The 26,923-nt window shown below is 42.5% G+C and carries 27 protein-coding genes and 1 riboswitch; of the genes, 2 read left to right on the forward strand and 25 right to left on the reverse strand.

The features are described 5' to 3' along the window. Positions 1 to 44 precede the first annotated feature (44 nt). The 12 genes from ypeB to NSQ12_RS11815 form a co-directional block, all read right to left on the reverse strand. Positions 45 to 1,397 carry a germination protein YpeB gene (ypeB, locus tag NSQ12_RS11760; RefSeq protein WP_003230547.1) on the reverse strand — a complete coding sequence of 451 codons (1,353 nt, stop codon included), beginning with the start codon at positions 1,395 to 1,397 and terminating at the stop codon, positions 45 to 47. 34 nt (positions 1,398 to 1,431) lie between these two features. Next, a complete protein-coding gene (gene sleB, locus NSQ12_RS11765) occupies positions 1,432 to 2,349 on the reverse strand; it encodes a spore cortex-lytic enzyme (RefSeq protein WP_015714181.1) in 918 nt (305 codons plus the stop codon). Between the two features lie 138 nt (positions 2,350 to 2,487). Further along, positions 2,488 to 3,144, reverse strand: coding sequence for a glutamic-type intramembrane protease PrsW (gene prsW / locus NSQ12_RS11770; protein ID WP_032722047.1), 657 nt, complete (start codon positions 3,142 to 3,144; stop codon positions 2,488 to 2,490). A gap of 119 nt (positions 3,145 to 3,263) precedes the next feature. After that, a complete protein-coding gene (locus NSQ12_RS11775) occupies positions 3,264 to 4,238 on the reverse strand; it encodes a YpdA family putative bacillithiol disulfide reductase (protein ID WP_015714182.1) in 975 nt (324 codons plus the stop codon). A 108-nt stretch (positions 4,239 to 4,346) separates the two neighbouring features. Continuing rightward, positions 4,347 to 5,621 (reverse strand): NAD-specific glutamate dehydrogenase, encoded by a 1,275-nt coding sequence (gudB, locus tag NSQ12_RS11780; RefSeq protein ID WP_003230536.1) that lies wholly within the window; start codon positions 5,619 to 5,621, stop codon positions 4,347 to 4,349. Positions 5,622 to 5,776: 155 nt separating this feature from the next. Then, positions 5,777 to 6,361: a genetic competence negative regulator gene (locus tag NSQ12_RS11785; protein ID WP_003230533.1), complete on the reverse strand. Its 585-nt coding sequence runs from the start codon at positions 6,359 to 6,361 to the stop codon at positions 5,777 to 5,779. Between the two features lie 158 nt (positions 6,362 to 6,519). Further along, complete coding sequence (locus NSQ12_RS11790; RefSeq protein ID WP_003230532.1) at positions 6,520 to 7,299, reverse strand: metallophosphoesterase; 780 nt, start codon at positions 7,297 to 7,299, stop codon at positions 6,520 to 6,522. Between the two features lie 86 nt (positions 7,300 to 7,385). Beyond that, positions 7,386 to 7,829 carry a YpbF family protein gene (locus tag NSQ12_RS11795; protein ID WP_003230531.1) on the reverse strand — a complete coding sequence of 148 codons (444 nt, stop codon included), beginning with the start codon at positions 7,827 to 7,829 and terminating at the stop codon, positions 7,386 to 7,388. A gap of 62 nt (positions 7,830 to 7,891) precedes the next feature. Continuing rightward, a complete protein-coding gene (locus NSQ12_RS11800) occupies positions 7,892 to 8,614 on the reverse strand; it encodes a LysM peptidoglycan-binding domain-containing protein (protein WP_004398603.1) in 723 nt (240 codons plus the stop codon). After that, on the reverse strand, positions 8,565 to 9,167 hold the full coding sequence (locus NSQ12_RS11805) for a CPBP family intramembrane glutamic endopeptidase (RefSeq protein WP_003230529.1): 603 nt from the start codon (positions 9,165 to 9,167) through the stop codon (positions 8,565 to 8,567). The genes NSQ12_RS11800 and NSQ12_RS11805 overlap by 50 nt, the downstream gene beginning before the upstream one ends. 26 nt (positions 9,168 to 9,193) lie before the next feature. Continuing rightward, positions 9,194 to 10,684: an ATP-dependent DNA helicase RecQ gene (locus NSQ12_RS11810; protein ID WP_015251799.1), complete on the reverse strand. Its 1,491-nt coding sequence runs from the start codon at positions 10,682 to 10,684 to the stop codon at positions 9,194 to 9,196. Beyond that, on the reverse strand, positions 10,677 to 11,735 hold the full coding sequence (locus NSQ12_RS11815; protein ID WP_004398594.1) for a helix-turn-helix domain-containing protein: 1,059 nt from the start codon (positions 11,733 to 11,735) through the stop codon (positions 10,677 to 10,679). The genes NSQ12_RS11810 and NSQ12_RS11815 overlap by 8 nt, the downstream gene beginning before the upstream one ends. A gap of 265 nt (positions 11,736 to 12,000) precedes the next feature. On the opposite strand from NSQ12_RS11815, the gene NSQ12_RS11820 reads away from it, so the two are divergent. After that, positions 12,001 to 12,249, forward strand: a complete 249-nt coding sequence (locus tag NSQ12_RS11820) for a ferredoxin (protein WP_003225461.1) — start codon at positions 12,001 to 12,003, stop codon at positions 12,247 to 12,249. A gap of 39 nt (positions 12,250 to 12,288) precedes the next feature. On the opposite strand, the gene fmnP is transcribed toward NSQ12_RS11820, so the two are convergent. Then, a complete protein-coding gene (gene fmnP, locus NSQ12_RS11825) occupies positions 12,289 to 12,861 on the reverse strand; it encodes a riboflavin transporter FmnP (protein WP_004399159.1) in 573 nt (190 codons plus the stop codon). 153 nt (positions 12,862 to 13,014) lie between these two features. Beyond that, positions 13,015 to 13,149: riboswitch (FMN riboswitch) on the reverse strand. A 208-nt stretch (positions 13,150 to 13,357) separates the two neighbouring features. Here fmnP and serA point away from each other — a divergent pair. Beyond that, complete coding sequence (gene serA / locus NSQ12_RS11830; RefSeq protein ID WP_004398713.1) at positions 13,358 to 14,935, forward strand: phosphoglycerate dehydrogenase; 1,578 nt, start codon at positions 13,358 to 13,360, stop codon at positions 14,933 to 14,935. Positions 14,936 to 14,980: 45 nt separating this feature from the next. Here the strand turns inward: serA and aroD are convergent, their stop codons facing one another. From aroD to dacB, 12 genes are all read right to left on the reverse strand, one after another. Next, complete coding sequence (aroD, locus tag NSQ12_RS11835; protein WP_339174787.1) at positions 14,981 to 15,748, reverse strand: type I 3-dehydroquinate dehydratase; 768 nt, start codon at positions 15,746 to 15,748, stop codon at positions 14,981 to 14,983. A gap of 111 nt (positions 15,749 to 15,859) precedes the next feature. Beyond that, the gene (gene rsiX, locus NSQ12_RS11840; protein ID WP_163130692.1) at positions 15,860 to 16,966 is read right to left on the reverse strand and encodes an anti-sigma-X factor RsiX; all 1,107 of its coding nucleotides are present in this window, start codon (positions 16,964 to 16,966) and stop codon (positions 15,860 to 15,862) included. Then, entirely contained in the window at positions 16,902 to 17,486 is a 585-nt protein-coding gene (gene sigX / locus NSQ12_RS11845) for an RNA polymerase sigma factor SigX (protein ID WP_003230521.1), read from the reverse strand. The genes rsiX and sigX overlap by 65 nt, the downstream gene beginning before the upstream one ends. Positions 17,487 to 17,689: 203 nt before the next feature. Next, the gene (gene resE / locus NSQ12_RS11850) at positions 17,690 to 19,459 is read right to left on the reverse strand and encodes a sensor histidine kinase ResE (RefSeq protein ID WP_124058528.1); all 1,770 of its coding nucleotides are present in this window, start codon (positions 19,457 to 19,459) and stop codon (positions 17,690 to 17,692) included. Continuing rightward, positions 19,456 to 20,178, reverse strand: coding sequence for a DNA-binding response regulator ResD (gene resD, locus NSQ12_RS11855; protein WP_003246107.1), 723 nt, complete (start codon positions 20,176 to 20,178; stop codon positions 19,456 to 19,458). The genes resE and resD overlap by 4 nt, the downstream gene beginning before the upstream one ends. An 80-nt stretch (positions 20,179 to 20,258) precedes the next feature. Beyond that, positions 20,259 to 21,434 (reverse strand): cytochrome c biogenesis protein ResC, encoded by a 1,176-nt coding sequence (gene resC / locus NSQ12_RS11860; RefSeq protein WP_004398799.1) that lies wholly within the window; start codon positions 21,432 to 21,434, stop codon positions 20,259 to 20,261. A 19-nt stretch (positions 21,435 to 21,453) separates the two neighbouring features. Next, a complete protein-coding gene (gene resB, locus NSQ12_RS11865; protein ID WP_038429221.1) occupies positions 21,454 to 23,082 on the reverse strand; it encodes a cytochrome c biogenesis protein ResB in 1,629 nt (542 codons plus the stop codon). Further along, a complete protein-coding gene (resA, locus tag NSQ12_RS11870) occupies positions 23,079 to 23,618 on the reverse strand; it encodes a thiol-disulfide oxidoreductase ResA (RefSeq protein ID WP_003230513.1) in 540 nt (179 codons plus the stop codon). Before resA ends, resB begins: the two co-directional genes overlap by 4 nt. Before the next feature lie 94 nt (positions 23,619 to 23,712). Beyond that, positions 23,713 to 24,447: a 23S rRNA pseudouridine(2605) synthase RluB gene (gene rluB / locus NSQ12_RS11875; RefSeq protein ID WP_004398815.1), complete on the reverse strand. Its 735-nt coding sequence runs from the start codon at positions 24,445 to 24,447 to the stop codon at positions 23,713 to 23,715. Positions 24,448 to 24,538: 91 nt separating this feature from the next. Then, positions 24,539 to 25,075 (reverse strand): spore maturation protein SpmB, encoded by a 537-nt coding sequence (gene spmB / locus NSQ12_RS11880; protein ID WP_003230509.1) that lies wholly within the window; start codon positions 25,073 to 25,075, stop codon positions 24,539 to 24,541. Between the two features lie 4 nt (positions 25,076 to 25,079). Next, positions 25,080 to 25,670 (reverse strand): spore maturation protein SpmA, encoded by a 591-nt coding sequence (spmA, locus tag NSQ12_RS11885; RefSeq protein ID WP_004398980.1) that lies wholly within the window; start codon positions 25,668 to 25,670, stop codon positions 25,080 to 25,082. Next, the gene (dacB, locus tag NSQ12_RS11890; protein ID WP_069703888.1) at positions 25,658 to 26,806 is read right to left on the reverse strand and encodes a D-alanyl-D-alanine carboxypeptidase DacB; all 1,149 of its coding nucleotides are present in this window, start codon (positions 26,804 to 26,806) and stop codon (positions 25,658 to 25,660) included. The genes spmA and dacB overlap by 13 nt, the downstream gene beginning before the upstream one ends. Between the last annotated feature and the right edge of the window lie 117 nt (positions 26,807 to 26,923).

A 26,923-nucleotide genomic window follows, 5' to 3' on the forward strand; every position in this document is an offset into this window, starting at 1 on the left:
TAATGAAAAAAAGGAAAAGACATTTAGTCCTTTCCTCCTGTTTTTTATAGGTCTTTATATATAGGTTCTGCATTTTTTAGTTTTTCAACCTTTTCTTCCGATCCGTCTTTGGCATTGATATACATTCTGAATGTGTCATTTTCAATTGTCCCAAGCATTTCGTAGCATAACACTTCTTGACCTAGTTCATTTGTAATCAAAGCGAGCCTTGTTTCTCTCACTTGTACATTTTTATTTAATTTAGACTTTGCCTCTGCTTCAGTAATTGCAGGCTTAGGTATGGTTCTTTTTCTGTGAGATGTGAGGAAGTCTCTTGCTGAAAAGCCGACAACCTCACCGTCATCCAAGGCCACTTTCATACGAATTGCCTCGGGGTACATCCGGACTTTATTTTCAACAGGAACATATGAAAATACACCGATTTTATCATATTGGGCACTTTCATCAATTTCCAAATCATCTGTTTCAAATCCGTTTTTCTTTAAAAATGCAAGCGCTCGGTTCGATCCGTCATTTAAACTGATTTTCTGATCTTTCACTTCTCTGTTTTGGATCAAGTATACCGGATGCCCGCCCTTCTTCGTAATATCCATATAAATCACTGCTTTATGGTCTGGGTCTTTCATGCTGATGCTATATACATCGCGATTTGTTTTTTTTCCGCTCTTTACCACTTTAATTGAATAATTGTCATCTGGGGCAAAGCGCTCAGCAATTTGTTTTGCTTCCTGTTCGGAAATTTGTTTTCCCTTCAGATGGCTGAAGCCTTTCTCTTCTTTTTTCGTGCTGGTGAAACTCGGGCCAAGATCAGTGCCAGTGGAGAATGCACCAACATTTTTTTCGACTGTTTTAAAGCTGTTGATAATCGTATTATCACTTTGTTTTTCGTCAGAAGCCAGGGCCATTTCTACGTCCATCCAGCGAAGGTTTTTGCTCATGACAAGGTGCTGAACATGACGCAATTCATTTTGTATATCTTCGGACTGCTGATATAGCTTATTTAGTGATGTATACTCGTTTTTATCAAGCGGCTTTTGGTCCAAATCTCTGACTGACGTTTTATAGCTGAAATCGCCGATCTTTGATAATAGCTCTTCAGTTTTATTAAACGGCATTAATGTAAGCGGCAGCTGACTGACGCTGTTATGAGCTTCTGATGTAATCCTCCACACATCGATCAATGCAGGCGACAGTGATTTTTGGCTGTTCATGGCAAGTGTTGTTCCGATTTTATCATGAAGCTGATCCACCTGATAGGTAAGCTCATGAAACGCCCGCTGATAGTTATTTTCAGCATGAAGAAGAACTGCGTCTTTTTCCTGGTGTTCTTTGTATCCCCAGTAGCCTGTACCGACTATTGCAATACCAAGCACGGCGATTAAAATTCCTCTGATCATTTATCACACCTCTTTTTATGCTTTCTCATATCTGCTACTCACAGAAAATGTGTTTACCGATTCTTTTAATCTGCGGACGCCCCCAAATCCACGGACTTGTAGCCGTATCCGGATTAAAGTAGTAAAGTGCTTCCTCTGATGGGTCCCAGCCATTGATGGCATCCAGCACTGCTTCTCGTGCCGTTTCATTCGGCTGCATGTAAATTTGTCCGTCGGCTACTGCTGTGAAGGCAAGCGGCTCAAAAATAACCCCCGCTACTGAATTTGGAAATAACGGGCTGTTCAAACGGTTTAAAATGACTGCTGCAATAGCAACCTGCCCCTCGTACGGCTCGCCCCGGGCTTCGCCATAAACCGCTTGAGCAAGCAGCCTGATATCGTTGTTGGAAAATCCACCAGGCATGTTCGCTGCTACCGCATCCTGTTTTCTTGCTTTTGCTGGTGTATTGTTTTGCTGTTTATTCGCATTCGCTTTAGGCTGCTGCGTTGTTTTTTCCGCAGGCTGTTTCTGCCGTGCTTCTGCTTGTTGTCTTGCCTTTTGTGTTGCTGCTTTTGATGGTTTCGTCTGATACTTTAGCGGAATTTTTCCGTAATGCGTGAATGTATTCCCTTTATTGAGCTGTTCCATGACATATTCACGATAGTATTTTGATTTACATATTAAGGTTTGCTTTGTTTTAGCTCCTACAAGGCCGTCAACCTCTTTTAACCCGAATTGATCCTGAAAATTTCGAACTGCCCAGTACGTCCCCCATCCATAAACCCCGTCAATTTTTCCGTTATAATATCCGTTGTATTGAAGACGCGCCTGAAGTTCGACCACATCATCCCCTGTTGCCCCTCTTTGAATGACCTGATTCGAAAAGGCAGAGATCGTTTCAGTATTAATAAACGTCGTTATTGTAAAGGAAAAAAGGATGAGACATGCCATAATCGATCCTTTGGACTTCATCTTTTCAAGCCTCCTACTGCAAATTTTTAAGTGTAATCGTATTTTCTGTAACGAGGTTATTTTTATACACTCTTTCCTTGTTATCCCTCAGAACATAAAAACTGCACACAAAAAAGCCGCACGGTTGCTGTGCGGCTTCTATACTTGCATCATATTAACGGAACGGGCTTTTTTCGCTTTACGCAAACCAAACCACCATAAAAATACCATAAATGGAAGCATATAATAAATCCAATTGCTAAGCGCTGTTAGGATAAAATCATATGATCCATGCAAAAGGGATGGGACAACTAAAGAAAGAGTAAGCCACTTTACACGCGCCTTATCAGCGGAAAAACGGGCTTTTCCAAGGTAAAATCCCATTATAACGCCAATCAAGGCATGGCATGAAACAGGCAGCAGCGCCCTGACAAACGCATGCTCCACGCCGTGGCCAATTAAATAAAGAATATTTTCGAGGGTTGCAAAACCGAGTGATACACTTGTACCGTACACAATCCCGTCATAATGCTCATCAAAGTGGGCGTGCGGGTAGACACTGATCATCAGTATAAACCATTTTAATGATTCCTCCAAAAACCCCGAAGATAAAAAAGAAACGAAAAAGCTTCCGTCTCCTACATTCTCTTTTTCAAGTACATACTGGATAAACATGATGGGAAATACAAGAACAACCCCGAGAAAAAACGACCGTAGCACCATATGTACAGGTTCATTATCATACTGATCTTTTAAATAAAAATAACTTAATAACGCGATGCCGGGGGCAATTCCTGCAGAGATGATTGCAAACATCAGGCAACCTCTTTCCTTTATATTCCTACGTCTATCCTACCATGTTGTTTAAAATTTTACATCTGTCTGCACTTAAAAAAACAAAAAGAGCATACGAATGCATCATATGCTCCTCATCTTTAATGGTTTTCTCTTTTGGCGATTTCCGCTGCGATATGCCCCCCGTGAAACCTGCCGTTTTCAATAAATATTTCATTTGCATTATTTCCCGCAGCAATAACCCCGGCAATAAAGACACCTTCAACGTTCGTTTCCATCGTTTCTTCGTTGAAATATGGACGCCCTGTTTCTTTATCAATTTCAACACCAATTTTTTCAAGAAATTGATGATCGGGATGATAGCCTGTCATGGCAAATACAAAATCATTTTTAATGGTAATGAGTTCTTTCTCTCCGGAGCGAAACACAACTTCATCCTCGGTGATTTTTTCGACACAAGCGCCAAATTCCATACGGATTGTACCGTTTCTGACGAGGGCTTCAAATTCTGGCAGAATCCACGGCTTAATGCTTGGAGAATACTCATTGCCCCTATATAAAACTGTGACACGCGCCCCAGATTTCACGAGTTCAAGGGCGGCGTCCACGCTTGAATTTTTCCCGCCGATGACAACAACATCTTTATCAAAATACGGGTGGCCTTCTTTAAAATAATGAAATACTTTCGGCAAATCCTCACCGGGTACGCCCATATAGTTTGGATGATCATAATAGCCTGTGGCGATGATACAATATGGCGTCGTGTAGGTCTCTTTTGACGTCTCAATAACGAATGTGTTATTTTGCGTTTTCGTCACTTTACGCACCATTTCAAACGCATTAACACGGATGTTTTTCCGTTTGACGACTTCACGGTAATACGATAAAGCCTGAATTCTGACAGGCTTCCTGTTCTCTGTAATAAATGCCACATCTCCGATTTCGAGCTTTTCACTTGAGCTGAAAAAGGTTTGATGCGTCGGATAATTGTAAATACTGTTAACGACATTGCCTTTTTCGATGACGAGGGCATCAATGCCAATTTGTTTTAGGTGAATGGCAGCAGATAGTCCACAAGGTCCTCCGCCTATAATAATTGCTTTTTCTTGAATCATTTCTGTCAACTCCTGCGATTGGCATTTCACTTCATATTTTCTATTTCCGAATAAAAAAATCTCCTATTTTATCATAGGAGATTTTTTATTTTTATGCAAATCATCAACTTATATCCAGCCTCTAAAACGCGAAGCTTCAGCCATTTTGCGAACGCCGACCATATATGCAGCGAGCCTCATGTCAATTCTTCGGTTGTTAGCCATTTCATAAATATTGTTAAATGATTTGACCATCATTTTTTCTAATTTTTCTTCTACCTCTTCTTCACTCCAGTAGAAGCCTTGGTTATTCTGAACCCATTCAAAATAAGAAACTGTTACGCCACCGGCACTTGCCAGCACGTCTGGTACAAGCAGAATGTCCCGGTCTGAAAGAATTTTTGTTCCTTCAAGCGTTGTTGGTCCGTTCGCTGCTTCAACGACAATTTTAGCCCGGATATTATGGGCATTTTCTTCTGTAATTTGATTTTCAATCGCAGCAGGAACGAGAATATCACAATCCAGCTCCAGCAGCTCTTGGTTGGTAATGGTATCGTTGAAAAGCTTTGTTACGGTACCGAAGCTGTCGCGTCGGTCGAGTAAATAATCGATATCAAGGCCTTCCGGATCATAAAGTCCGCCATACGCATCTGAGATGCCGACAACTTTTGCCCCCGCATCATGCATAAATTTTGCCAAATAGCTTCCCGCGTTTCCGAAGCCTTGGACAACGACACGCGCACCTTTAATATCGATGCCTCTCTTCTTAGCCGCTTCTTTAATACAGATGGTAACACCTTTTGCTGTCGCAGATTCTCTCCCGTGAGATCCGCCAAGCACAAGCGGTTTGCCTGTAATAAATCCAGGCGAATTAAATTCATCAATTCTTGAATACTCATCCATCATCCAAGCCATGATTTGTGAGTTTGTAAATACATCCGGTGCCGGCACGTCTTTTGTCGGGCCGACAATTTGGCTGATCGCTCTGACATACCCTCTGCTCAGACGCTCCAGCTCTCTAAACGACATATCCCTTGGATCACAAACAATTCCGCCTTTACCACCGCCATATGGAAGATCAATTATGCCGCATTTTAAACTCATCCAAATTGAAAGCGCCTTCACCTCTTTTTCTGTTACGTTCGGGTGAAAACGTATCCCGCCTTTCGTTGGACCGACAGAGTCATTGTGCTGCGCACGATATCCTGTGAAAATCTTTACTGAACCGTCGTCCATACGAACAGGTATTTTTACCGTTAATAATCTCATCGGCTCTTTTAACAATTCGTATACCTCTTCGGGATATCCCAATTTTTCCAGAGCCTTATGTATTACGGTTTGGGTTGATTTTAATACATCAAGTTTGTCCTCTTCTGTATGACCGGTGTTTCGATCGGCTGCCATTTGAGTTAACCTCCTAGAATCTTCTGTTTCTCACATGCTCCCTTTCAGAGAATAGTATACACCTTCATATGATCTGTGCATAGAATAAACGTTATGTTTTTCCATGTTTTTTAACGAAAAAAAACTGCTGAAATCAGCAGTTTTCCGTTGCATTCTTATGAAAAATGAGTTTGTATCGTTTCTACGGCATTACCGTCCATAATGAGCTTACCATACTCTTGCAGGCGATAAATCGTTAAAGTTGTCGGATTGCCGTATTCAGCCAGAACCGCCACAACCCCTTCAGCCGTATGTGACCCTAGATCTTCAAGGCTTAAAAAGTACTGCCCGTCATAGTGGTAGACAGTTCCCCCTGTGATACCGATTCGCTGTAAGCTTTCTGAAAGCTGAATGATATCTTCAAAGGAATGGAATTGATATATGATGTCCGCGCTTTCATCAAGCTTGACTTGCATTTCGATGTAATCATCATCATACTCATCGTCTTCTGAATCGGCGTCTTGGTTCTTTGTTACAATCACGACCATCCCTTGTGCTTGGAGAGAATACACTTCCACTGCAATCGGTCCATTCGCTTCAAAGCCGAGCTCTGTATTTGCTTCATTCATCATATCTTTAAATAACTGGTGGACTTTAAATGAGTCCTTCCAGAGGTCTTCTTTTGTCAATCCCCGGTCTGTCAAATCATCGAGGGTTAAAAAGATTTTGATCTTATTATAATTCAGACGCTCAAGCCGCATAACGTTCCCTCCTGCCTCTACTTGCACACAAATCATATAACACATTATATGAGATGATGAGTCATAGGTTCTTAATTGTTATCAGTTTACACTGAGTTCACTAGTAAGACAAGCACAATGCAGTTTTTATTGCCATACGGATTTTTGCTTTTTAGAAGTTATTCTGGCCCGCAAAGAGTCACAATGTGAGTTTCAGGCTCAGCACCTAAACGAAGAGGCACTTTTGTCGTGCCGTAGCCGTTGCTGATCAGATATGCCGCGTTTTTAACAATACCTGTTTTCCCCAGTTCATAAGGGCCAAATTTTCCAAACCTGATCTGGCCTCCATGGGTATGCCCGCTGAGTATCACATCAATACCGTCATCTTCATTGATTTGTTCATGAATCTCCGGATTATGGCAAACCAGAATATTCAGCTGGCTTTCATCAAGTTCTTTGATGGCTTCCTCATAATGATCCATCTCCATCCTGATATCATCAACCCCCGCAATCGCAATCGTATGCCCATTGTATGAAAACGGGACTGACTCATTTCTCAGAGTGATGACGCCGTGCGCTTTAAATATGGAATACAGCTTATGCTGCCTGACTTCATAATCATTATTCCCCCACACAAACACGATAGGGACCCCGAAATGTACGAGCCTTTTGATGTTTTCCTCGATTCTCGCACTGGGCACCCCGCCCTCAGCTAAATCACCGCCGATTATAACCAAGTGGGGGGCATGGCTTCGCGCTTTTTCTAAAAGGTCTTGATCGATGAGACGTTTGTGAATGTCTGAAATAAAAAAGATTGTCAGAGGCGGCTTGCCCTTCATCTTTGATAAAGGAAACGTATGTGTCTTCAAATGATTGCCTTTTGCTGTTGCATACATTTTTGCCGTCATTGCCGCTGCCGCAACAGTTAGTACACCGGCAATTTTCACTGATAGCTTCATAAAAAACTCTCCATTCTTTTTAGAACTTATCAATAAGACGGACAATAAAAAAAAGACGTTTCTATCGTTTGAGAAAACGCCCCATTTTATTTACTTTCAAAATATAGATTAATGTCATATTTGTGCTTCATCATATGAAAAACAGACTCTCTCGCCTTCCATTTATCGGGCTGCGGCCAGAGATCAGTGCTTTTCTGAATAATTTCACATCTCAGTTTATGGAAATCAGTCTCGGATTTTTCTTCCTTTTTCTTGAAATAATATGAAGTGCAGTAGGCAAAAGCGGTTGCCAGCATCCAAAATAAATAAAAGGTATGGCTAAGTATTTCTTGAAGTATAAGCTGAGGCTCCGGGCTTTTGATCATGATCATAACACATAATAAGCCTAGGCAGATAAGTGAAGCCCATCGCCATCTGCGGCATTGTGCTGCATAATTTTCGAATTTTTGTTTTCGTTTTACCAGCGCTTGGAGCATCTGTTTGGTCGGCGCGTCTGTAAACTGATCCAGCTGATTCCATAAGGATTCCATACGCTTCACACCTTGTCCATTTTCATTGCTACAATATATGAACGTAAAATAAAAATAATACCCTATTCATCCATTAAAGGGATGTCCAAAACTTGTCCGGTGTAAACATCATTTCCATTCAGATGATTATATGCTCGAATTTTTTCTTCTCCTGTCCGGCTTTTATAATACTTCATGGAAATGCGGTATAGCGTTTCTTTCTTTTGGACGGTGTGCTTGACAACGCGATTCGGCACATTTTGAACTGGCTCAGCTGGCTGTTCTTGCTGTTGTACTGTTGATTGGGAAGAGGAAGCAGCCGCGGCGGTTGCTTCCTCCTTATTTGGCGAGTCTTCTTTTTCCGCTACAGCAGTCTGTTTCTTATCAGCAGCTGTTTGCTCTTTTGGCTTGGAATCTTCTGGCTCTTTTTTTGACTCCTTCTGCAGTGCGGTTTCTTTAGTGTCTGCGGTATCGTTTTTATCCTCTGATTTCGGGACAACCTCATATTTGCTTTGGCTGCTGTCAATAAAAACATCTTCATAATCGTCATGATTATCCGGGTGGCTCTTTAGATAAAATAAGGTGACTAAAACGATAACCGGCACAAATACAAATATTACTGCGAGTACTGTGAATAATGGTGTTTTTGTTTTGCCTTGCTTTTTTTTCTGTTCTCTTTGATTTTTTACAGATTGTCTTGTCGGAAGGCTTTCTCCATCATCGACATAATCGTCCGCCAATGCGGCGTTTTGATCTTCATAAAGATTCTGGGCTTTTCTTCTCTCTACTCTCGACATGTTCGTCATGTTTATCCCTCCTCACATGTTCAAAACGAATCTGACAGGCAAACACGGCATCAATGATAAAATGCGCCGTCATCGGAACAAATAAGTTGCCGGTCCATTCATACATCAGACCGAGCAAAAAGCTGATTGCTGTCACCATAATAAATAACAGCCATTTTGACAAATACCGAAAGTGCAGAGCGGCAAATATAAGGCTGGCCGTCCATAAACCGATATGAGTCTGCAGCACTCCTCTGAATAACATTTCTTCCGCGAAAGCAATCAGAAGCGTTAAAAATATAATATGAGGGATTGACCTCTTACTGAATATTTTTTTATTGATTCCGCCGTCATCATATAAATGAGACGGAAACCATTTCATTACTGCCATATCGGCTAAAATAACAATAACAGCTATAGAAACACCATACCAGATGATTCGCATATCGCGAATGTCCCAGAGCTTTAATACGTCCCGTACATCCTCAAAAAAGAACAGTCCTGCTGCAGCAGCGGCAAAGATGATGAGTAGCTGCGTCAAATATAACTGCTTCAGCATATCATGGTCAGTCATATGCTGAATATAATCTTTTTGCTGTTTCAGTTCAGCTCACCTACAGTCTGCAAGCTGAATATCCGGTGCAATTCCGAACTCCAGCTGTCTAATGGCGCCATTTTACTCCGTTCCCCTTTTTGTTCATACAAGGATAAATCAAAACCGCAATGTGAACAGCACGGGAGGTTTCCGTCATCAGGCTCGTATGATTCATCAAAGTAGGTTAATAGTGCCTGCCTTAAACAGCCGTCACGCTGAAGCAAAAATGATACACGGTGCATTTTTTCCAGCTTCAGCTCCATGCGATATGAAATTTCTTTCTTCATCAGTTCAACTGATGTTTTTCCCTGCATAAAGAGATGAATCATCATACGGGCCTGTGTCTCTCCGACGCCATACTGAAGTAATACGTCACGCAGCCTTCTCTCATCCCGCTCCTCCGTCTTCTCTAGCACACGGATCACGTCGGCGATTTCTTCAGCTGTGACACTCTCCATCTGGATAATCTGTTCCTGCAATTCAAAATCCCCTGGCGCCCGCAGCAAAATGCTGACACTCGGCTTTCCGTCGCGGCCCGCTCTGCCGATTTCCTGCATAAAAGCTTCTGCCGTCTGCGGGAGGTGAAAATGAATCACATATCTGATATCGGGTTTATCGACACCCATTCCAAACGCATTCGTACAACATATCACATCAAGCTGGTTATGAATAAACTGCTGCTGAATTAAAATCCTGTCCCCTGACTCCAAACCGCCATGGTAAAAGTCGGCTCTGCTGCTCGTTTTGCTTTTAATTTCACCCGCTAATTCCTCAGCCCATTTCCGTGTCGGACAATAAACAATTCCCGGACCTTGCAGGTTTTCAACCAGCTGAATGACCCTATCTATTTTTTCGGCAGTATCCGCCGCATTTTCAACCCTCAGTGCGATGTTTGGGCGGTTGACTGAGTTGAGATGGCGTACAGCATGCTGCAGCTCCAGCAGGTTCATGACATCTTGCAGCGTTTCCTTTGTAGCCGTGGCGGTCAATGCCAGAACGGGCGGGTGTCCAAGTTTTTTTCTCAGCTGTCCGAGCTTTGAATAATCAGGCCTGAAGTCGTGTCCCCATTCAGAAATACAATGCGCTTCGTCAATAACAAATAGGCTGATCGGGACGCTTTTCAATTTTTCCAATACATATGGAGACTGTAAAGCTTCAGGAGACAAGTACAAAAATTTATATCGATGAATATGTTCTAAAACAAATTGTCTTTCCTGCCTGTTAAGCATGCTGTTCAAAGCTGCAGCACGCTTTTCCCCCCGGGCTTTCAGCTGCTGCACCTGATCCTCCATTAAAGAAAGCAGTGGAGAAACGATTAATACCATGCCGTCAAGCATATAACCAGGCAGCTGGTAGCAAAGCGATTTCCCTCCCCCAGTCGGGAGCATTGCAATGGTATCCTTCCCGCTGAGTATGCTTTCAATAATGTCCTGCTGCCCTTTTTTAAAGGAAGTAAAACCAAAAAACTGATATAACGTTTGCTGTAATTTAGTCATATTGCTGCACCTGCTTTGTCAATGCCAGTCTGATTTGAAAGTAGCTGAACCGCTGTTCCAGCCCGTCGCGAATTTGTTTGATTTTATTCGTCCGCATCCGTTTGGCAAACTCTGCGATTTGAAGCTGGTCTTCTGCTGATACATAGTCATTAATCATAAACGCAGGCTCATGGAGAGAAATCTCGACAATGTGGTCTTCAATCGTCGCTGTTTTCAGCTTTCTGATTTCAGCAATTCGCTGTATCGGAAACCCTTGTTTGACCATCTGCCATGTTTTCCTCGTCGACTCTGTCAGGGCATTATCTAAGTGCACATCAGAAAGGAGATCCTTTAACAAAGCATCTTCACACTCCGGAAGAGAATGAATAAAATAATGTACCGAAGCCCAAAACATGATATAGACATACCATTCGTCTTCTTTCAGCGTATCAGCAAGCTGCCTGCTCGTATAACCGATCCGATGGTGCGAGGTTAAGGAGTAGACAAAAATTTGCGCTGCTTTGTTTTCAATCTTTTTCAAATGCGCCTCAAGCATGGCAAAAAGGCTTTTTGCCATCTCTATATGATCCGTATGCCGGGACAGGTATTTCTTTACCCAGTGAAGTGTCTTATGATCCTTTGTGACAGGGATATACTGCCTGCTCCCTTGCTGTTTATGGGATAGGACCTGCACAAGCAGCGAAAGCCTTTTCCAAAGCACGCCGGCAGCCTGCTGATAATGAGCGCCGTGACAATGAACGGGCCAAGGCCGCTCGCTAAGGGCATGTCTCAAAACTGCTGCGCCGCTGGCTGTCACTTTGTATGTATCTGATTCAGACATTGGCGCGAGATATGAATGCTTTTCAAGCTTGTCAAGCGACGCAGAAATATCGCTTCTCGAACATTTTGCCGCCATTCCAAAGTATTTTGCAGTCTGAAATAAGCCGGCATCTTGAATGGTCTGTGACGATCTCTTGCCTTTGAATAGGTGAAAAACAGCGCTTCCCGACCGTTCCCCGTTTATTTTGCAAAGACAATCGAGAACCATAATATCGAAGTAATTTAATGACAACCTATCCACCTACATTCTTCCTGACAAAAATCGTTGATTTGCTCTTTTTATTTTAACAGATTTCAAACAGAAATCGACGTTTAAAGTCATCATTAAGGGGGATGTTATGTAGATAACCCCTTATGTGATAAGCATTCTCAATCATTTTTCTGTTGAAATGTGGCAGCAACATCATTACAATAAGTAAGAGGAATAGGTGTTAAATTGATTAAATATAAAGATTGATCCATTTGTTCCACCAAGAACAATCTGGGAGGTTTTATTCATGGCAAAGTACACAATCGTAGACAAAGATACATGTATTGCATGCGGCGCTTGCGGAGCTGCTGCACCAGACATTTACGATTACGATGATGAAGGCATCGCGTTCGTAACGCTTGATGAAAACAAAGGTGTTGTCGAAGTTCCTGAGGTACTGGAAGAAGATATGATTGACGCATTTGAAGGATGCCCTACTGATTCCATCAAAGTGGCGGATGAGCCATTTGAAGGCGACCCGCTTAAATTTGAATAGAAGTAACTAAAAAAAGCTCCCGAACGGGAGCTTTTTTATTTAATGGATATGTGCACTTCGCTGCTGCTCAATCCATGGCTTAAGCTTGATAAAAATTAGTGAGAATACAACCGTAATTACAATACCTTTTATCATGTTAAACGGCAGGATACCTGCGACGACTGCTGTTTTTAGCGCGCTGTCGGATAATGCCGGTGAATGTAAAAACCACGTGTATGCCGGAAGAATCAGAACATAATTTAAAATACTCATTAAAATGGTCATCGCTGCAGTTCCCAAAAGCAGGCTGACAGCCAAGCCCTTTGCTGAGTTGAGTTTTTTAAATAAGAAAGCAGTCGGTAATATAAAGAGTGTTCCTGCAATAAAATTCGCAACTTGCCCTACAGGAACTCCGGCCATGCTTCCCTGAATGATATACTGAAGAACATTTTTTATCGCTTCTACGGCAATACCCGCCAAAGGTCCGTAAATCAGAATGGCAATAATTGCGGGAACGTCGCTAAAATCGATTTTTAAATAATCCGGAAGACCCGGAAACGGGAAATTTAACAGCATCAAAACAAATGCAATGCTGCTCAGCATGCTGACCACAACTAATTTTTTTACTTTCACTTCATTCTCTCCTTTTCGATCACATCTTACTCGAAAACGGAAAGGTTCTTTTCCAGCCAATAAAAAAACCGCTTCATATATAAAAGCGGGGTTTCGAAAATTAGGCTAGGCAAAGAAACGTTTGAAAAATTCAATTTCAAAACGCTTATGAACCTCCATCTTCTCCCATCCAGACTGTACTGTCGGCTCCGGAATCTCACCGAATCCTGCTGTAAAGACAGCTCGCGGGCTTAGAGCCATTGGCTCATCACCGCCGGTAGGGAATTTCACCCTGCCCCGAAGATTGATCATATGAAATTTAATTACATTATAAACGATAACTGGTTGGCTGTATAGAGAATTGCTTCAAATTAAATATATTACCTGCAAGCTGTCAGATCATTGATTTATTAGGCTTTACTTTTATCCTTTACTGCGTCAATACACGTTGACACTCTTTTGAGAATATGTTAAATTATCAGATATTTAGTTTGTCAATTTAGGAGGAAATCTAACGATGTTTCGAGTATTGGTCTCAGACAAAATGAGCAACGACGGTTTACAGCCACTTATTGAATCAGACTTTATTGAAATCGTTCAAAAAAACGTAGCAGATGCAGAAGATGAATTACATACTTTTGATGCTCTTTTGGTGCGAAGCGCGACAAAAGTAACAGAAGACCTTTTCAACAAAATGACTTCTTTAAAAATTGTCGGAAGAGCCGGTGTCGGTGTCGATAATATCGATATTGATGAGGCTACGAAACACGGGGTAATCGTGATCAATGCTCCGAACGGCAACACCATTTCGACAGCTGAGCATACATTTGCAATGATCTCTTCTTTAATGAGACACATTCCGCAGGCTAATATCTCAGTGAAATCCAGAGAGTGGAACCGCACAGCTTATGTCGGTTCAGAGCTTTATGGAAAAACGCTTGGTATTGTAGGATTAGGCCGAATCGGAAGTGAAATTGCACAGCGTGCGAGAGCGTTCGGTATGACTGTGCACGTTTTTGATCCTTTCTTAACGGAAGAAAGAGCGAAAAAAATCGGCGTAAACAGCCGTACATTTGAAGAAGTGCTTGAAAGTGCGGATATCATTACCGTTCACACGCCTTTAACTAAAGAAACAAAAGGCTTATTGAATAAAGAAACGATTGCAAAAACGAAAAAAGGCGTTCGCTTAATTAACTGTGCGCGAGGCGGAATTATCGATGAAGCAGCACTTCTCGAAGCTTTGGAAAACGGGCATGTTGCGGGAGCGGCTCTTGACGTTTTCGAAGTTGAACCGCCAGTTGACAACAAACTTGTTGATCATCCGTTAGTCATTGCCACTCCTCACTTGGGAGCATCAACGAAAGAAGCACAGCTCAATGTCGCCGCCCAAGTGTCAGAAGAAGTTCTGCAGTTCGCAAAAGGCCTGCCTGTCATGTCAGCTATCAACCTGCCTGCCATGACAAAAGATGAATTTGCTAAAATTAAGCCTTACCATCAAATTGCAGGAAAAATTGGCAGCCTTGTATCACAGTGCATGAAAGAACCAGTACAGGATGTTGCCATTCAATATGAAGGCACAATTGCTAAACTTGAAACATCGTTCATTACAAAAGCCCTTCTGTCAGGCTTTTTAAAACCGCGCGTAGACTCTACTGTTAATGAGGTCAATGCCGGGGGTGTCGCAAAAGAACGCGGCATCAGCTTCAGTGAAAAAATTTCCTCTTCTGAATCTGGATACGATAACTGCATCAGCGTAAAAGTGACAGGAGACCGCAGCACCTTTACTGTAACGGCTACGTATATTCCTCATTTCGGAGAACGAATTGTCGAGATCAATGGATTTAATATTGATTTTTATCCGACAGGTCACTTGGTGTATATCCAGCATCAAGATACAACAGGTGTCATTGGCCGAGTAGGACGTATTCTCGGAGATAACGATATTAACATTGCAACTATGCAGGTTGGCCGTAAGGAAAAAGGCGGAGAAGCCATCATGATGCTTTCCTTTGACAGACATCTGGAAGACAAAATTGTGAAAGAACTAACAAATGTCCCTGATATTGTGTCTGTGAAACTCATTGATCTGCCATAATCAAAAAAAACTCAAGCTATCTATATAGCTTGAGTTTTTTTATTTCTATCCCCGTGTGTTTTTATGCAAAATATCTAAGACACTCCTTAGCTCAGAAACAGGTATTTGACCTGGTGCGGACGCCTCTTCTCCAGCTCCAAAAGTACAAGCCGATCCAAAAACCTCACCGCTCAGCCTGCTGATAAGCCCTGTTGCAGCCATTGACATTGTAATAATGGGACGGTCTGCATATTTTGTTTTCATTGTATACGTCGCATCAAGCAGCGTTAGGAGATCTCCAGTATCATTCGGCATGACAGCCATTTTTGGAATATGCGCGCCTAATTCCTGCATTTTTCGAAGTCTGGAAAGAATTTCATCTTTTACAGGTGTTTTTTTAAAGTCATGATTTGACATCACCACATAGACGTTGTTTTCTTCCGCCATCGATACTAACGCTTTTACATGTGCATCTCCTGAAAATAATTCGATGTCTATCAGATCGATGTCTTTTGTTTGGATTGCCGATTCCAGCAAAGCAAGATAGGAGCTTCCGTCCATCTCCATGTTCCCGCCCTCTTTGTGGGTTCTGAATGTAAATAGAAATAGCTTGTCTCCTAAAGATTTACGAAGCTTAGAAATGAGCTTTGTGACCGCTTCTCTGTCATTCGCTTTTTCAAATACGTCGACTCTCCATTCAACAATGTCCGGATTCAGTAATTTTACTGCCTCTGCTTCATTCAGAATTTGTTTTTCCGTCTTTCCCATCAGCGGAACGATGATTTTCGGCATTCCTTCCCCGATGGAAACTCCTTTAATTGTTAACACGTTCACTCATCTCAAATCCTTTCAATCGTTACCTTGTTTTATTATACACGTACAACTTTTTTTTGAAAATTTCTATTATATGAATAGCAACTAAAAAAGAGCCTTAAAGGGCTCTTTTTAGTTTAAGGAAATCGGATTTGGAGCAGCTGGCACCGGAATTGCATCTGATATGTCATATTTGCCGATTTTTTTCGTTCTGGTTTCCGCAAAGGTCACTTCTGTGAAGCCAAACTCTTTTGCGGTTAAAAGAAGTCCCTCAATCATTAAAATACCGGCAATAGAATCCTCAACTTCTGAGTCCTTTGAAAAGCGGATATATAAGTGTTTCTGTTTCTTCGTTACAGATTGGACAGCACCCGCTTGAATAAGAGGTGTCGTATCTTCTTGGCTGCTCGATTCCATTTCCTTAATCGCTTCTTTTACTGTATCAAAAGAATGATTTGACGGAACGAGAAAGTCTTGTCCTTGTTTATTTTGGTACAAGTAGTAGGATCGTTTTGACTGTTTGGGAATCGAAATTTCCGTAAAAGTGCCATATGAGCCAATCCGAACCCCAGTCTCATTTTGATCCGATAAAAATTTGACTTTTTCATAAGGACTCCATTTTAAGGATTCTTTAAGCAATTTTTTTAACAGTGTATCATCTTTTACAGAAAATGCCGTAGCTGGCTGATGGACTCGTATACTTAATTCCTTCTGCTTTGGTTTTTCCTTTATTTCTACTTCATCTATGAAGGTTGGAATTGTAATGGCATGATCAAGGATGCCCAATTCACTACTTTCAAACAGCATATCCTGGATCGTTTGGTCTGCATTTGTTTTTTGGATGCTGACGGGTATGATTGCGGATGTATCGGCATCAGCAACTGCTACAGTGATGTAATTGTCTTGTTCCTTTTCAGGTACAACAAACGATGTATGATCCAAGGACGATGCAGCTTTTGGGCTGTCTTCTGTCTCAGTTTTCGTTACTGCGTTCTCTTGGGACGCTTCTTTTTGTTGAGGCTGTGCCTGATCAAAGAAATGAGGAGAAATAATGAAGGCGATATAAACCGCAATTGCAGCGGCACACGCGGGGCCAATCCACCTGACAGCGGGCTTATTTTTACGCTTTGCCATCGTCAGCCGCTTGTAAATATCCTGAGGCGAACGATGGTCTTTAACTGCCGGAAGTTGACTTAACAACTCCTTTATCTGTTCTTCGTTCCATTCTGACTTCATCATCCATTAGCTCCTCCCTCAAAAGCTCCATATGTTTCCGAAGTACTTTGAGCCCTCTGTGTTGGGTCGTTTTTACTTTGCTTTCCGAGAAGCGCAGAGCCTTGGCTGTTTCCTGTATTGAATATCCCTGAATAAACCGCAAGATAATCACAGCTCTTTGATCGATTGTACATTGATCAAGCGCAGCATAAATTTCCCGGACATTTTCATGTTGAACCGCAAGTTCGTCCGGTAGCAATTGCTGATCCCTGACATCCTGTGTATCCCAGTCAAATGTACCGAGTATACGCTGTCTGATTGTTTGCTGTTTACGGAACCAGTCTATCGCAACATGGCGTGCGATAGACAAAAGCCATGTTTTTTCACTGCTTCTTCCTTCAAACGTATGATAAGAATTTAATACCCGGATATAAACCTCTTGAAGAAGGTCTTCTGTCTGGTTTTTATCCTTTACCATATAAAATAAAAATTGGTACAAATCTTGATGATATGTATCATATAATAATTGAAAGGTTTCTTCCATTTGAAACCCCTCCGTTCACTTTTTTGTCGTATGAATAGCTTGAAAAGTTACATTACAACTATATTACGAGTAACTGGAATTTGGAAGGGAATTTATATTAACATATCCTTAAATTTTATTAATGTTGGCTATTAAAAAAACACCCGCTCAGTCAGCGGGTGTTTCTTATGGAACAAGATTCTTCGGCAAATTCAGACTCGATTTTACCGTTTTGTCGGAATATAAAAAGTAAATGTTGTTCCTTTATCTATTCGGCTGTGCACAGTAATTGATCCGTTGTGGGCTTCCACGATATTTTTAACGATAGCCAGCCCTAACCCGGTTCCTGCTCTGCCCCGTGTCCGCGCTTTATCTGCCTTATAAAACCGCTCAAAGATAAATGGCAGATCTTCTTCCGGTATGCCGGACCCGGAGTCTTTGATATCAATTTTCAATCCATCCTTCACAGAATGGACTGAAATGGAGACACTGCCGCCGGCTGAAGTATGCCGCAGCGCGTTATCAATCAAATTGGTAAATACCTGCTCCATCTTGTCTTCATCAAACAGAAATTCCTCTTCTGTGAGAGAAATGTCATGATCTAAAGCAATATTTTTTTCTTTCGCAACACCCGAAAACTTCCGAATGATCTTTTCTAAAAACTCATTCACATTGATTTTTTCATAATGTAAGCCTGTATGGCCTGATTCCATTCGGGCTAAATCAAGCAAATCATTAACTAAACGGCCCATTCGGAGCGATTCGTCATAAATGATTTGGGCAATTTCTTTCCGGTCTTCTTCAGAGCTTGCAATGTCATCGACAATTGCTTCACTGTATCCCTGAAGCATGGAGATCGGTGTTCTCAGCTCATGACTGACATTTGCGATAAAGTCCTCCCGCAGCTTATCAAGGCGGCGTTCTTCTGTCATGTCACGCAGTACGGCAACCGCTCCTCTTACGTGCGATTCCGCATAAAGCGGCGACATCAAAAGCACCCATGATCTGCCTTGCAGCGTCATCTCAATCATTTGTTCTTTTTCAGTGCTGACAGCGTTTTGAAACAGCTCTTTTGCTTCAGGCGGAAGGTTGTCGCCTTCTTTGATATTCATGTTCTGTTCATAATACCAAGCCTGAAGAAAACGTTCAGCCGGCGGGTTGGTCACAAGAATCGTACCGTCAATATTAATGGTAATAACCCCGTCAGCCATACTGCTCAAAATGTTAGAAAGCTGCTCTTTTTCTTGATTGAGCGCATTGATATGAAAGTTAAGCTGCCGGCCCATTTGATTAAAAGCGGTCGCCAGTTCACCGATTTCATCCTGAGTTAAAATCGGGATTTTTGTATCGAACTTGCCCTTCGCCAAATCCTGCGCGCCTTCTCTCATTTTTCGGAGAGGGTACGTGACCCTGCTTGATAAAAAGAATGCGAAAAATGTGGTCAGCACAATCGCAATTCCAGCGGCAAGAAAAATATAGCGGGTCGTATGTTTTGTTGTATCTTTAACGGCAAGCAAAGACTGGGATAAAAAGACCATGCCTTTCTTTCCGTCTTTTTCATACGGGACACCTACAATCAGGCGTTCATTATCCGTGTCTGTATCGCTCAGTCCCGTCCGTTTGCTTACTTTTTTATGGTCTTTGAGAGCTTTATTTAAGTCTTTATCATGCTGTATTTGCTCAACCGTAATAGACGACAGGCGATTTTTATCATTCGGAGAATACCAGTGGTTCTTCTCATCCTGGATGATGGCAATGCTTGTTAAGTTATCAGCGAGTTCCCAAGTGATTGACCTTGCCAGTGCCTGGTCCTCGTGATTTTCTAGTATGACAGCAACTTTATTCGCAAGCTGTGTTAAATCATTCTCAGCTTCTTCCACATGGTAGTTTTCAATAAACTCCAGCAAAAGAACCGTTAAAATGAACAATACGATCAAGACGAGTGAAAGGATCGTAAACCACAGCTTGCCTACTACGCTTTTCCAAAATTTCATTCAGCGCCGACCTCAAATTTATAACCTACACCCCATACTGTGACAATTTTTTTCGCAGCTTCCGGAGATACCTTGTTCAGCTTCTCTCTCAAACGTTTGACGTGAGTGTCAACTGTCCGTAAATCACCAAAAAACTCATATTGCCACACTTCTTTCAGAAGCTTTTCCCGATCATACACCTTGTCAGGCGTTTTCGCTAAGAAATATAGAAGCTCATACTCTTTTGGCGTCAGGCTCACTTCTGTTCCATCAGCTGTTACGCGGTGAGCATCATGGTCTATTGACAGATGTGAAAACACGAGCACATTTTTCGTCGGTGTATTGGCATTGAAATAAGAGGTTTGGGATGCTCTTCTCAAAAGGGCCTTTACACGCAGCACGACTTCTCTCGGGCTGAACGGCTTAACAATATAATCATCTGTTCCCGCTTCAAACCCCTGCACCCGGTTTGCTTCTTCTCCTTTTGCGGTCAGCATAATAATGGGTGTCGCTTTTTTTTCACGAATTTGCCGGCACACTTCAATTCCATCAGTCCCCGGCATCATCAGATCAAGCAAAATTAAGTCATAATTGGCTTCAAGCCCTTTGGCAATGGCTTCATCACCATTTTCAGCTTCATCTATAGCATAATTTTCACGTTCAAGATACATTCTTAAAAGGCGGCGAATTCTGGCTTCGTCATCAACTACTAATATTTTTGTTTCGTTCGTTTGGTCCATGTTTTCCCCCTGCTTTCCTTCTGTTACTTTCATTTTATCAAATCGTGAGAAAGTTTGAGAACTGTGTCGCTTTCAAAGGACTATGCATAAGAATGAAGTCCGGCAAGCACAAGATTTACGAATATTAAATTAAACATAATAATAGCAAAACCGATTACGGCCAGCCATGCTGACTTCTCACCGTGCCAGCCTCTTGACAGTCTTAAGTGCAAGTAAGCGGCATAGAACAAAAACGTGATCAGCGCCCATACTTCCTTAGGGTCCCAGCCCCAAAATCTGGTCCACGCGAGCTGAGCCCAAATCATTGCAAAGATCAGCGCGCCGAGTGTAAAGATCGGAAATCCGATTGATACGGCCCTGTACCCAACCTCATCCACCAGATCAAGATTGACGTTTTTCACCAGCGGATGTAATAGAGCGCTGATTCTTTTTCTGATGATCAGACGGAGAGCCCCATACAACACAAGACCTGCTCCAAATGACCAAATGACAGTGTTCACTTTTCTGCCTGAGAAAAGCGCGGGAAGATCAACAAGCGGTTCCATTCTTCCTTCGGTCAAAAGCTCTCCCTGATGCGGACCGACAAGCGCGGGCATTTCGTACACCATCACGCTTTTTTCTTTACTTTTGTCCACCCAGTTAAACTCCGCTTCATAGCCTGCAAGACGAAATGCCGATGTGATTGCAATAAAGGCGACGGTTGTGACCAGGATAAACATAATCGCTTCAAGCCAGAAGGTCTTTTTGCTTGGCTTTGTCTGGTCTACATGCTTCAAAAGAAAGATGACACCAGCGACAAAGCTGATGGCAAGTATAGCTTGCCCAAGCGCGGCCGTTGTTACGTGAATATACAGCCAGTTACTTTGGAGCGAAGGAATTAAAGGCGAGATATCTGTCGGAAACATGCTGGCGTAGGCAATCAGCAATAAAGCAATTGACAGCGTAAACAGGCCTAATGAAGGCAATCTATAGAGAAAATAAAGAATGATAAACGCCAAAACAAGCATCATGCCAAAAGCGGTGGTGAATTCAAACATATTGCTGACAGGCGCATGGCCGCTGGCAGCCCACCTTGTGATGAAATATCCTAGGTGGCAGAAAAAACCGACAATAGAAAGGGTGATTCCAATGTTGGCCCATCGGTTTGGCCTGCCCTTTTTATCTTTATTCCCGCGTATGGCCCCGCCGAAGATTGGGACAGCGATTAAATACACAAGAAAGGCCGCATAAAGAAAATTTCCGCTCAGCTCTGCCATGACATCACTCCCTTTTCGCCTATTTCTGTGTTTTGATTAATTCTTTTTGGTCCACCGGTTCAGTCAGTCCGGAATCAGCCAATATAAATGCTAAATCCTTCTTCAGGCCAAACCAGTTTTTATTGGTATGCCCTGCTACCATAACTGCACCGTCCTGTGAGTGCAGCCAAATTCTTCGATGCTGCCAGTACATACCTTGAATAACACCGATCATAAAAATGGCTCCGCCGACAGCAAGCACCCAGAGTGTCAGATCCTTTCTGACTGTAAGTCCAGTAATGTTTTTCGTTTCGACATGGTCAAATTTCAGCTTGTATTTATTATTGCCTGATCCTTCGATGGTTTCTTGGATGGCGACAAAGCTCTTTTCGCCTTTCGGTTTGTCCGGCGTTATAATATTAAAGACAAAAGCCGGATTGTTAGGGATCTTTGTTTTTGTGCTCGGCTCTCCGTCCTGATTAAAATAGAAGTCTGGCAGGTAGCTGGCGATTTCCACTTTGTAACCGTTGCCAAGATCATAGACCGAATCTGGATCCAGAAGGTTGATCTTCAGGCTCCCAAAGGATTTTTTTGTTTTTTTATCAATCAGCTGGAACACCATTTGGTCAAGCTGATTCTCTTTATAATCCACCTGGTAAACGGAAAAAGAATCAAAACGCAGCGGCTGATTGACACGGATGTCTTCTTCTGTTACTTTTTTCAGCTTCGGCTTCTCGCCATAAACAATTTTTCCTTCTCTCTTGTAGAGTACGGCATCGGTTTGAAAGTTCTTTGCCACTCTACCGTCCCCGACTCTGTCAATGGCATCTGCAAATACCTTTTTTTCCGTTTTGCTGTTATAGGTCTCTACGCTGAATTGATTGTTTTTTAAATAATATTTTCCGTCTGTACCCGGAATTGCGGCGGTTTCGCCTTCTCTGACCCAAAGCGTCTCATCGACGTACATGCCAGGCACAAATCTCAGCATCGCACCAATCAAAAAGATGATCAATCCAATATGGTTGACATACGGGCCCCAGCGGGAAAAGCGTCCTTTTTCAGCAAGAATGCTGCCCTCTTTTTCTCTGATTCTATAATGTTTTTTCTTTAATAGAGCAACTATCTTTTCTTTCGATTCCCCGTTCAGCACAGTAACTGTTTCACTGAACAAGCGCTGCCTTCTTAAAAAAGCTGGGCTCCTTCTGACGCCTTGGTTTTTTAACGCTCTGTACAACGGAATGACCCGATCAAGGCTGCAAATCACGAGTGAAATGCCGATCGAGGCAATGAGCAGCAAATACCACCAAGAACCATATAAATGATGAAACCCGAGCAAATAATAAAGCTGGCCAAACGTGCCGTACTGCTCCTTGTAATAAGTATCAGCCTGTGCGCCCGGAGGCAGATAGGCTTCCTGGGGAAAAATGGTGCCGAACGCTGATGCGGCAAGGGTTATGACGATAAGCCATATTCCCACCTTAACCGAGGAAAAGAAATTCCAAATTTTGTCGATGATCGTTTTGTTATAGGTTTGCGAACGTCTTGCGCTTCCGTCATATCTCATATCAGCGAGCGGAGGTTGAGTTTCCTGAAGAGCTCTTCCGCACGATTCGCATAAAACGGTTCCGACCGGGTTTATATGTCCGCATTCACATTTGACTTGCTTCATCCCGAAGTCTCTCCGGGTTTTATGAGATTCATATAATCGTGTATCATGCTTTCTGTCATAGTGCCGGTCACCACCTTGACAACTTTTCCTTCCGGATTGATCAAAAAGGTTGTCGGAAGCGGAGATACGTCATAGGCATCAAGCACTTGGCGATCTGTATCCAGAACAACCGGGAAATTGACTCCGTAGGATTTCATAAAATTATGTACTGCTATCTTTGACTCCCCAACATTTACAGCGACAATTTCAACACCTTGGCTTTTAAAATGCTTATATTGGTTTGCCATATAAGGAAACTCTTTTTTGCACGGTTCACACCATGTACCCCAGAAATTCAAAAAAACACCTTTCCCTTTTAAGTCACTGAGCTCGATACGTTTCCCATTCGTATCCTCTAGGACAAAATTCGGTGCGTCGGACCCTTCGGATATACTCTCTTTGCCGGCAAATACAGCGTTGTAAATGGTATAGCCGAGTGCGCAGATTAAAACGAGAAGGATGCCGGTCCGAATGAATAAACGCCTTTTTTTCTTCATTGTCCACTGCCCCCTTCCCCCTATTGCAGATCCATTCAATTATATCATTGCACGTTCATTTCACATTTCTTACTTTTTGAAGGTTATGTGAAATTTAGAAAGCGTTTTTACCGTGATCCGCCAGTGCTCTGAGCCTTTTTACTTCGTGAGGCGTAAGCTCTCTGGCATCGCCCGTGTGCAGGCCTCGCAGGTTTAAAAACGCGTATTCCTCACGCTTCAGCTTGATTACCTCATGTCCGATCGCTTCAAACATGCGGCGCACCTGTCTGTTGCGTCCCTCATGGATCGTCAGCTGAATAATGCTTGTCTGCTTTTTCTTATCCAAAGACAGCAGCTTCGCTTTAGCAGGCGCTGTTTTGCCTTCCTCCAGCCTAATTCCGCGCTCCAGCTTTCTGAGCAGCTCTTTAGGCGGGATTCCTTTCACCTTCGCCACGTATGTTTTGTCTATTTCATACTTAGGATGCATTAGCTTATTGGCGAATTCGCCGTCATTGGTTAAAAGCAAAAGACCGCTCGTATCATAGTCCAGACGCCCAATCGGATAAATGCGCTGCGGAATATTTTTAAAAAAGTCCGTCACCACTTTGCGTCCTTTATCATCTTGCGCTGCGGAAATAACGCCTCTTGGTTTATATAAGAGAAAGTAAACCGGCTCTTCGCGTTCAACCTTTAACCCGTTTACCTCAATCTGATCAGAACCGGTGACCTTAACACCTAGCTCTGTTACTACTTTGCCATTCACCTTTACTTTTCCTTCTTTAATCAGCTCTTCTGCCTTTCTGCGCGACGCAACTCCGGCATGAGCAATCACTTTTTGCAGTCTTTCCATGTCTTTCACCTCAAGTATTATCTTACTTTTTTCAACCTTAACAAACAAGCTTTTTCAAATTCCTATGCCAAATCTAAAAAAAACGCCGTTTTCAGGCGCTCCCAAATAATAACGTAACGATGATGATAGATGCAACTACGCCGATTAAATCTGCAAGAAGTCCCACCTTTAATGCATCACCCATTTTTTTAATGCCGACTGCTCCGAAATACACAGTCAGTACATAAAGCGTTGTATCTGTAGATCCCTGCATGACGGAAGCCAGCCTGCCGATAAAGGAATCGGGCCCGTATACTGCAATTAAATCGGTCGTCATTCCAAGTGCGGCCGTACCGGAGATCGGGCGGATCAGAGCAAGCGGCACTACTTCAGCAGGGATGCCGATAGCGGAGAAAGCCGGTTTTAAAAGATCCATTATAAAATCAAGCGCGCCTGATGATCTGAAAACAGTTATAGCGACAAGCATTCCGACTAAATAGGGGATAATGGAAAAGGCAATTTCTATCCCCTCTTTCCCGCCTTCGACAAACGATTCATATGTCGGAACCTTTTTGATCGTTCCATAAAGAAGAATTCCGGCAATAATGATTGGAATCATGGCTAAAGACAGCCAGTTGATGATTTCCATCCGCTCACCTTCCCTTCTTTTTGCGGCGGTAATAAAAATACCGATCAATGATAATGGCACCGATTCCGGAAATAAGCGTTGCCAAAATGCTTGGCCCGACGATATCTGTCGGCGTTTTGGAGGAATAAGCCATTCGGACAGCGATCACCGTTGTCGGGATGAGTGTGATGCAGGACGTATTAACAGCTAAAAAAGTAATCATCGACCGGCTTGCTTCCGATCGGTTTCCATTCAGCTTTTTCATTTGTTCCATTGCTTTAATGCCAAGCGGAGTTGCTGCATTTCCGAGGCCGAAGAAATTCGCCATAAGATTAGATAAAATATAGCCCATCGCCGGGTGATCCGGCGGTATATCAGGGAACAGCTTAGATATAAAAGGCCTGCACATCCGGCTGAAAATATCCAAAAGCCCTGACTGCTCGGCGATTTTCATTAAACCAAGCCAGAAAACAAGCACGCTCATCAATCCAAATGAGATCGTAATCGCTTCTTTCGCACCCTTAAACACGGCTTCATTTACATCTTGCAGTGTTCCGTTGCACATCGCAAAAACTAGTCCGATCACTGTTAAACTGACCCAAATTATATTGACCATTTTGCTCCGCCTGCCGCATTCAGAAAGATTGATTTAAACGTTTCAAAAAATTGTTTCTTCGGTTTTTGATGCCGCTCATTTTCATAATAGATCGGCACTTTTGCGATGGTTTCATCGTTGAACATGATCTCCATGTGCCCTACGATATCAGGGATTTTCGAGGCATCTTTTTCCCATGCTTTTTTCGGCTTGAGCAGTGTGGTATTAATTTTCACATCTTCTTTTTCCTCTTCGGTCAGCAAATAGGTGATATCACGTTTGATAAAAGCCTTCGATTCATAAAATGTGCCTTTCAGCTTTGGAATATCTCCTTTTTTTGCAATTAAATAGGTTTGATAATGCTCAAACACATAGTTAAACATCTTCATATGGTCATCCCAATCATTAGGGTCATTAATGGTGACGGCTATCAGATCAGTGCCGTCCTTTGAAGCCGTAGAGACCAGAGTCCGTTTTGCAAGTTTTGTATAGCCTGTTTTTCCTCCTGTGCTGTACGGATAAAGCATGGTCAGCAGTTTATTTTTGTTTTTCCATACGCTTTCCATCGTTTCCGCTTTGTATATTTTTGTGCCTGAAATCTTTTGATAGTCTTTCAGCTTCATAGCATACTTAGTTAAAATGGCCATGTCATAGGCTGTTGAATAATGATTTTCATGGTCGTCCAATCCGTGCGGGTTTTGAAAACGGGTGTTCTTCATACCAAGCTGCTCGGCTTTTTGATTCATCATATAAACAAACCCATCGAGGCTCCCACCGACATGCTCAGCAATCGCGACAGCGGCGTCGTTTCCTGATCTTAGCATCAGGCCATACACAAGATCTTTCAGCTTTACTTTTTGACCTTCTGTTAAATAAATGGCGGAGCCTTCTGTTCTGACAGCATTTGCCGAAACCGTCACCGTTTGATCCATTTTGCCGGATTCGATGGCGAGGACGGCGGTCATAATTTTTGTGATGCTCGCGATCCGCCTTTTTTGATGCTCATCCTTGGCATATAACACTCTGCCTGACGCACCGTCAATAATGATCGCGCTTTTTGCACTGACATCTATAGCAGCATGTGCTGTATTCACATTTACGGTTGCAATAAGAAAAGAAATCATGATCACGAATACTGCTTTTTTGAAAATGCGCATGTTTGCTCACGTCCTTGTGGTGGTTTGTACAAGTTTATGCGCATGTCCATCAGTTATGAATAACAATTATATTTCTGGAAGCAAACATAAAAAAACTCTCCCTGAAAAAGGGAGAGT

The organism is Bacillus sp. PS95 (assembly GCF_037963565.1).
GTDB classification, from domain to species: domain Bacteria; phylum Bacillota; class Bacilli; order Bacillales; family Bacillaceae; genus Bacillus; species Bacillus subtilis.